General features: G+C 44.6%; 8 protein-coding genes. 2 read left to right on the top strand and 6 right to left on the bottom strand.

The genetic code is table 11. The annotated features are described in order from the left end of the window. The 5 genes from A3761_RS16345 to A3761_RS16360 form a co-directional block, all read right to left on the bottom strand. Positions 1-249 (bottom strand): twin-arginine translocation signal domain-containing protein (locus A3761_RS16345; protein ID WP_197473078.1); only part of this gene is annotated, 249 nt, incomplete at its 3' end. Between the two features lie 109 nt (positions 250-358). Continuing rightward, positions 359-1,225, bottom strand: a complete 867-nt coding sequence (locus tag A3761_RS27800; protein ID WP_068764603.1) for a 4Fe-4S binding protein — start codon at positions 1,223-1,225, stop codon at positions 359-361. Between the two features lie 69 nt (positions 1,226-1,294). Beyond that, the gene (locus A3761_RS27805; protein ID WP_068552894.1) at positions 1,295-2,512 is read right to left on the bottom strand and encodes an FMN-binding protein; all 1,218 of its coding nucleotides are present in this window, start codon (positions 2,510-2,512) and stop codon (positions 1,295-1,297) included. A gap of 214 nt (positions 2,513-2,726) precedes the next feature. Then, entirely contained in the window at positions 2,727-3,635 is a 909-nt protein-coding gene (locus A3761_RS16355) for a response regulator (protein WP_068507629.1), read from the bottom strand. A gap of 78 nt (positions 3,636-3,713) precedes the next feature. Further along, on the bottom strand, positions 3,714-4,163 hold the full coding sequence (locus A3761_RS16360) for a chemotaxis protein CheX (RefSeq protein WP_068507627.1): 450 nt from the start codon (positions 4,161-4,163) through the stop codon (positions 3,714-3,716). Positions 4,164-4,459: 296 nt separating this feature from the next. Between A3761_RS16360 and A3761_RS16365 the strand changes: the two genes are divergently transcribed. Together A3761_RS16365 and A3761_RS16370 are read left to right on the top strand one after the other, a co-directional pair. After that, entirely contained in the window at positions 4,460-5,296 is an 837-nt protein-coding gene (locus A3761_RS16365) for a hypothetical protein (protein ID WP_068512640.1), read from the top strand. 92 nt (positions 5,297-5,388) lie between these two features. After that, complete coding sequence (locus A3761_RS16370) at positions 5,389-5,934, top strand: PaaI family thioesterase (RefSeq protein ID WP_082865366.1); 546 nt, start codon at positions 5,389-5,391, stop codon at positions 5,932-5,934. Between the two features lie 339 nt (positions 5,935-6,273). Here A3761_RS16370 and A3761_RS16375 read toward each other — a convergent pair. Further along, on the bottom strand, positions 6,274-7,671 hold a 1,398-nt coding region (locus A3761_RS16375; protein ID WP_156491896.1), incomplete at its 5' end, for an HAD-IC family P-type ATPase.

Raw genomic sequence — 7,671 nt, forward strand, 5'->3', positions numbered from 1 at the left:
ACCTCCACTCCAAAAGCCGTAATATTCGTCGAGCTCACCTGGCCCTACATGGGCGCTAGCAGCCATTTTCTCGGCCGTTTTTGCCTGAGCAAGTTCTGAAAACATGGATGCGGTAAGTGTTGACGCAGCAACACCTGCACCACCGACTAAAGTGGTTGCACCAATAAATTTACGACGGCTCATGCCTTCTTTTTCAGGACTATCATCGACGTGGCGGTCGACAGGGTTTTCCTTATTTATGTCGGTCATAATGATCTCCAAGTTGTTCCTGGTTGTGATAGAGAACTTCTTACTTCGTTGTTTGTACTGCTAATTCTTTAATTGCTTTTATTGTGTGTTTTTCTTTTGTATTCGAATCTTATGAGCCTCCTTGGTTGACAATACGAACCGGCTCGACAGGCGCTTCTTTCGTTGCTTTGCGGTATTTTTTGGCAAGTGGTGGGCATTTCTCTTTACTGTGATAAGTCATCTGACAATCGAGGCAGTAGTGGCATTCGCGCATATTAATCTCACCAGTAGGAGCAATCGCTCCGATCTCACACTCTTGGGCACAAAGCTGGCAGGGCTTGCCGCATTCTTTTCGGCGTTTTAGCCAGTCGAAGAGGCGAGCGAAAGAAGGAATAGCAATGGCTGCACCCATTGGGCAGACGTAGCGGCAATAGAACTTACGATTAAATATTGACGTAACCAGAAGCCCGGCCGCGTAAAGAATGAAGGGCCAATCGCGATCGAAGCGCAGCAGGAAAGTTGTTTTGAAAGGCTCCACTTCGGCATAGGTTTCTGCGACAGCCAGGGACTCCAGTGATAAGCCAAACAAAGCTAGCAAAATTAGGTATTTAATCGCCCATAAACGCTCATGAATAACAAAAGGAATATGTAGCTGAGGAATGCGTAGCTTCATCGCGATTTCGCCTATCAGCTCTTGCAAGGCACCGAAGGGGCACAACCAGCCGCAGTAAACACCTCGGCCCCACATTAAGACTGTGGCAGCGACAAAAACCCAAAGTACAAAAATAATCGGGTCGAGGAGGAAGGTTTCCCAGTTGAAGTCGTTCATCAGCGATTGAACGAAGGTAAGTACATTGACAACGGACAGCTGTCCCTTACAGTACCAGCCAATAAACCCTACTGTATAAAGAAGGAAGCCAATTCTGAAATAGTGCATAAAGCGAGGGAACTTAACTAACCAATCTTGTATGAATAATACAAGGGTGAGAACCAACATGCTGAAGACCAGCAGTTTCGTTGCCGTACTCTTATCTTCCCAAACCTGTTCCCATAGCGCTTTTTCTTCTTAGATTTCTGGCGGTTCAGGCCTAATTAAAAACTCTTCGAGTGCGGCATACTCTGGTTTAAAACTGGTAAAGACGCCTTCAATAGGGCCTGTCTGGCGGCGAATAAGTAGCTCGACTTGCCAGGGTTGTCCGGGGTCAAACTTATGATGCTCGCTGACAATGAACAGCGACATTTCTTTAAAGTGCGGCGTACCCGCAGCATATAGGTCGTTAATTCGGTATTGTTCGGTATCCCTGAAGCTGAACTCATTTTTACCTTGGTGAATGACGATTCGGTCAAATATTCCTCCGCGAACATAGCCAGAGCCTTTAAAGGAATAGCCGTTTCCGAGTAAACCTATTACATGCTCGCCGGGCTTTAGTTGCTCCATCATCCATTCATATTCACCGTCACCTAAGAGTGAACGGCCGACTGTCGGGATATTCAATTGCGTATAATATAGATCGACAAAAGTGTCTTCTTTTTCTTCAAGCGGGGCTGCCTGGTCCGCAGCTTCAGTTGCCATGAAAGCATCATCGACTTTGGAATTGTTCAAATGGAAACGTCGGATCGCACCGTTGCCTGTCAGGGTCTGCCAGTCGGAAGGCTGGTAGACTTCTTGATTAATCGTGGCCGCAGCCTGTGAGGCAAATTCAGAGGCTTCGATGATGCCATGCGCGATCGCCACTTCGTTGGCGGCGCGAATAATCCCCATGTTCATCACCATCACAGTGACGGTTGCACCGGATACGCCATCGAGATACTCGGTGTTCTCTTCTGTTCCCGTGCCGACTTTTACCTTGGTGTTAACTTTTAGCCCTTGGTATTGGTCCGTAAAGTCACATAAATCTTGCTCTGGAATTCCTACCAGCAAGATAGGTTCATGATGTTCCAGAACATTGGCAGAAATGATTGTTCCTTGAGTATCCAACGTCACAAGTGTATTGACGGGTTCACCGGAGTAGGCAGGAATACGCGCGACATCATCTGTTTCAAAGGCGTAGCCAATGACTTGCTCGTCTTGGAAAATCGTTTTGATTTGAGGGTCGCCAGTTTTTTCAGAAATCGAGCTGGCATTCGGGAAAGCCTCTTGGATAAAGGGAAGAGGGGCTTTAATTGGCGTGATATCAAGCCCGGCAGAAAAAGCAGGGCTGCCGATAAGGCAGATAAATAGACAGGAAACTAATAGATACAAATTCCTAAGGGAAAAGCTTGTTCCATCAAAAGGGTATTTCATCTCGTCTGTAGATCCAATATTTAATGTAAGCCATTGACGTTGCGAACATTAATACAGTGATCTGTAGCGAAGAGAAACGAAGAAAAGCAGGGCAGTTGACCCTAATCAACTTTATACCCCCAAGGTGATAGGAGTGTATAAGGTGATAATAGATTGAGTAAGGGAGCGAGGTTAAATATAAGGTCCAGACAAATGAACGGAATAGATAACTAACTTAGCGATTAACTGCGATCACCGACATTCGGCCCTTCCCATAACCATCTATACAGAGCTCAAAATCCATGCGCTGGTTACCGCCTTTTCGACTTAACGCATCTAGTTTATCGAATGGTTTGGCGATCAGGTGGAAGTTTTCCAGCTTTAGGTCCGTGCCACTTTTTTGGTCGAAGAATAGAACCGAAATTACCTTGAGTACCATGCCGCAGTTTTCGAGAAGCTGCTTTGGGATTGCCTTTTTCTGTATTGAGTCAAGCGCATCTTCAACCGGCAGGTTATGCAGAGCGGAACCCAAAAAACAGCTTGCTTCAAGATCGAGTACGCAGATACTACGAATAGACGAGGTGCCTGATATCGCGTAAATACCTGTAATGAAGGGAAGGTGCTCGTAATTGAGTGGCTCGGTTGTTTTTTCGGTGAGTTTAACCGAAGAGCTGGTGACCGCATTAATGGCTTTATCGAATGCGGCTGCCGTAGGTAGTGTGATGCCTTTGTCGCAAGTTACGGCTGTATCTTGCTTTAAAGCATCCTCACCTTCTATTGCGCCTTGGAGGATAGGCAGAACTGCTTTATGCAAATCTTCATCGGTAAAGGGCTTGTTTACAATGAAACATGCACCCATTTCTTTCGCTTCTTTTAAACGGCTCTCAGAGGTTTCTGAGGTGACAAACCCGATGTTGCTGGGTAGTTCCAATTTATTCAATAATTGCAGCAGCTGAATTCCTGTCATTTCCGGCATATGCCAGTCACATAGAATTAGGTCAGGCGTCCAGTCTTTGGCTATATTAAGCGCATCTTTTCCGTTATTTGCCGTCTTGTATTCATTGTCGCTATAACCCAGCTGTTCTAGGCCACGTTTAACAATAACTTGCATGGCACGGCTATCGTCTACGATAAGAAATTTCATTGCGGATAAGACCCTTTGTATATAGCAAGTGTTTGAATTGCTTTATTAATTATTTGAAGCGATAGTTTATTCATTGCGCTAACTTTGTCCAATAAATACGCCGGCATATATGGTTGTTCCGTCTTCATCCTGCGTAAAGACTTCCCAATCCGGCTCAATATCCTGCATTAGCGTTTGCGCTTGTTCCTTCGTAAGCTGGATCGGCACATCTAAGTGTGTATCTTCGCTTATTTCGAGTTGTACTTGGCCTGCCAGGATATTTCCTAATTCACAGAGCGCGTCATTTGCGTCGTTTTTGCTGAGCTCTTCTTCCGGTAGCTGAAATAATAGAGAGGCGGCCCTGTAGCTAAGTTTTGTTGGCATTGCTAAAACCATTAAAAAATTGTTTTGGCCAACGATAGGTATTTCTACAAAGCACTCTAAAATGCATTCTTGTTGATGAGGCTGGGGCTCAATATATTTGAGCTCGGCACCAAATAGCTTAGTCCACACACCTGATAGCAAGCTATAAAAAGTTTGCTTGTTCATTCTGTCAGCATCCTGTTTTTTAAACGCATTGCTTCACGTGCATAGTGGAATCTCTTAACGAAAGAAGGAAATCGGCTACCTTCCAGTATAGAAAAGAATTTTATTTTTGCTCTGAATAATTGTCGGTGATAACAAAATATTACAGAACATGGATGTTATGACGTAAAAAACTGTATTATTCACAACAGAAAAATGAACAAAATAAGACTATATTTACGATTAGAATAAATTTACGTTTAATTTAGGCAATTTTTGTTGAAAGATTGCGTATCAAGGATGGCCCAAGAAGAGACATTATGCCGACAGATACAAATTACATCATTATTCAGCTGCTAATCGGCACCTTTGCTTGTTTGTGCATTAGCGTCGCTTACATTATGTTTTTGAAGCATAAGCTGACAAAGCTTAAGCCGGGGAAACATCATACTTTTGAATATGCCTACGATGGAAAAACGGTAGGCAAGACTGCGCCTGATTCAGAAGGTGAGGAAGAGTCTGTCGAAGATGGAATGAACAAACTGGATGAATTGTCCGGCCAGCAATTAAGTTTGAGCTCGCAACTTAAAGATATGACATCTGAGAATGACCGGCAAGCCTTTAGTGATTCTGAGCGGCAGCGTTTGCTTGAACATATTGAGGCACTCGAAGCCTCCTTGAAAGAATCAGGAAAGCGGATTACCTCAATGAATGTTCAATATCAGCAAGCTAGCCGAGACATTGAAAAAGAGGCTAATAAAGTTTCAAGCCTAAAGAGGGTTGTTGATGCTGTTGATACAAGCAATGAGAGAGAAGAATCGTTAATCGAAAAAACACAGCAGCTTTCGGAACAACTGGACGAGAAAGTGAAGGAGATTAAGAAATTACGAATTAATTCATCACTTATGACCAAAGAGCTTGATGATCTCAAGGCGGACAACAGTGAAGCCTACCTATTAAAGCAGTCGCTTGAAGAGGCACAGCAAAAACTGAAACGTTCTGAAGCTGAGCGCGAAACCCTCGAAAGCAACTATGTCGACCTCGCAGAAAACAGTCAGTCCCCTAAAGAATTGCAAGACGAGCTGAACCGCTTGAAAAAAGAGTATGAAATGCTTGAGCAGCGTTTCATTAGTTATGGCAACTCGGGTGCTGCCTAGCGTACCCTTTTTCTACTAAGTGAATATCACTTGCGTGCCTTGCTCAGGCTGGTAGTCTAGCGCCTTCAAATTACTTTAAGGAAGATGGCCACATGATGAGCTACCTTCAGTCTATCAATCAAGACCTACAAAATCGCATGCGTGACTGGGCAAACAAACCTCAGTCAGACGCTTCAGGCTTTGTCTCCAAAGTTCAAAGCACCGCAATGACGGCTCTGTTGACCAAGTTTGTTGGTCAGGCGATTCCTTTTGCGACGCGAAATGGTTTTAAAGTACTTGAGGTAAAGCGCGGCTTTTTGAAAGCAGGTATTCCCCTTAAGCCAAACAAGAATCACTTTAATGCCATGTACGCAGGCGCGCTATTTACCGTCGCCGAAATTCCTGGGGGCATTATTTCAATGCTGAGCTTTGATGAGCGTTTTTATCCTGTCTTAGTCGACTTAAAGATGGAATTCATCAAGGTTGCCAAAACTGATGTCACGGTTGAGTTTGGTTTATCTGACCAAGAACTAGCCCGCCTGGAAGAAGAAACCTTGGCAGAAGGCAAGAGTAGCTTTGTCCTGGAAGGTGAGGTTAAAGACGCTGAAGGTACGATAGTGGCGAAAAGCTACGCGAATTATCAGGTAAGAATGCGCTAAGTAATATTTGGGTCAGAGTTCAGTTGGCTTTTTTGACTCTGACCCGAATGGCACTTACTTAAGCTTGATTTCGCCCCGAAACTCATCATTCCCGCGCACAAGGTGAATTGCGCAGCAAGAGAGGGCCGCCTGGGCGGGGCGGGAATCCATTGTTTTTCAGCCGTTTGGCTGACCTAGAGAGTTAAAAAAGACTAGAAATCTTTAGGTTAGCGATAGTCATGGTCCTTCAATTTCATTGAGTTAGCCTCAAAACAATGGATTCCCTTGTTCAAGGGAATGACGCCATTTTCTCCTTAAGTAAGTGCCATTCGACTCTGAACCTCTTTATTTTTACCTCGTTTATTTCTTATATAGCCAGCCTTTTCTTACCAAATGCTTTTCGCCTTCTACGGCGAAGAAAACTACTAAAGCTAGTCCACAGCAGATCAATAACTCCGTCATGGGGAGTGCCTGAGTTTTAAACCATTCGTTACCTAGTGGCGTGTAAATAACAAGTAATTGCAGTGCGAGAGTACTGATCAATGCCGCAATTAAGGCCTTATTGGTAAAGAACCCGATAGAAAACAGAGACAAGGTTTCTGAACGAATTGCCATGACATGCATGAGCTGGGATAAAGTCAGCGTGGTAAATACCATTGATTGCCAGTAGTCGGGGCTGTACTCTAGGGCCCAATATTGGGCGAAGAGAGATAGTGCACCGATTAAAAAACCTATAAATACAATGTGTTGCCACATACCGTGAGAAAAAATACTTTCATTTGGTGGGCGTGGCGCTCTGGCCATGACACCTTTTTCTTTTGGCTCGACAGATAGGGCCAATCCAGGTAAACCATCGGTAACCAAGTTTATCCAAAGAATGTGGATAGGCAGCAGGGGAATAGGCATACCCAAAAAAGGTGCGAGCAGTAATACCCAAATTTCACCTGAGTTACTGGTCATCGTATATTTTATGAATTTTCGAATATTATCGAAGATTCGTCTACCCTGTTCGACTGCTTTGACGATGGTGGCGAAGTTGTCGTCGAGTAGCACCATATCAGAAGCTTCACGAGCTACGTCAGTGCCATTCTTCCCCATAGCGACACCTATGTGGGCATTTTTGAGTGCTGGGGCATCGTTCACTCCGTCTCCAGTCATTGCGCAATATTCGCCATTGCTTTGAATTGCATTTACCAGTCGGACTTTCTGCTCTGGTGAGACTCGCGCATAAACTTGCGTTGACTGAACAGTTTGTTGGAGTTCAATATCATCAATCGATGCCATATCAGCCCCGGTAATGACACTGGGGTGATGTTCACTGCTATTCGCTGACTCGTTAGCTGGAACCAGATCGAGTTGTTTCGCAATTGCCAAAGCTGTTGCAGGATGATCCCCGGTAATCATTATCGGTGTGATACCAGCTGTTTTACATTGTTGAACGGCCTCTTTGGCTTCTTCTCGGGGAGGGTCGATCAATGCGGCTAAGCCTAGGAAAGTCATCTGTGACTCAAGCGTTTCCTGATCGAAAGTGTCGCCGTCATTTAAGTTCTTCATAGCGAAAGCGAGTACTCGGTAGCCTTGTGTCGCAAGGTCTTCTGCAATATCTAGCCAGAGATCACGATCAAACTGCTGCACTTCTGCGGCTTGGGTAAAAGCTTGGCTACAGCAGGAAAGTACTGCTTCAGGTGCCCCTTTCGTATAAGAAATTAAGGGTGTGTGGGGTTCACCCATTAGCTTGTGTACAGTAGTCATACGCTT

This window comes from Oleiphilus sp. HI0123, assembly GCF_001635315.1.

What these genes read in the sequence shown, in the direction of transcription:
- A3761_RS27800 (WP_068764603.1), bottom strand. Translation starts at nt 1,225, where the DNA reads ATGTTGGTTCTCACCCTTGTATTATTCATACAAGATTGGTTAGTTAAG.
- A3761_RS16360 (WP_068507627.1), bottom strand. Translation starts at nt 4,163, where the DNA reads ATGAACAAGCAAACTTTTTATAGCTTGCTATCAGGTGTGTGGACTAAG.
- A3761_RS27805 (WP_068552894.1), bottom strand. Translation starts at nt 2,512, where the DNA reads ATGAAATACCCTTTTGATGGAACAAGCTTTTCCCTTAGGAATTTGTAT.
- A3761_RS16355 (WP_068507629.1), bottom strand. Translation starts at nt 3,635, where the DNA reads ATGAAATTTCTTATCGTAGACGATAGCCGTGCCATGCAAGTTATTGTT.
- A3761_RS16365 (WP_068512640.1), top strand. Translation starts at nt 4,460, where the DNA reads ATGCCGACAGATACAAATTACATCATTATTCAGCTGCTAATCGGCACC.
- A3761_RS16370 (WP_082865366.1), top strand. Translation starts at nt 5,389, where the DNA reads ATGATGAGCTACCTTCAGTCTATCAATCAAGACCTACAAAATCGCATG.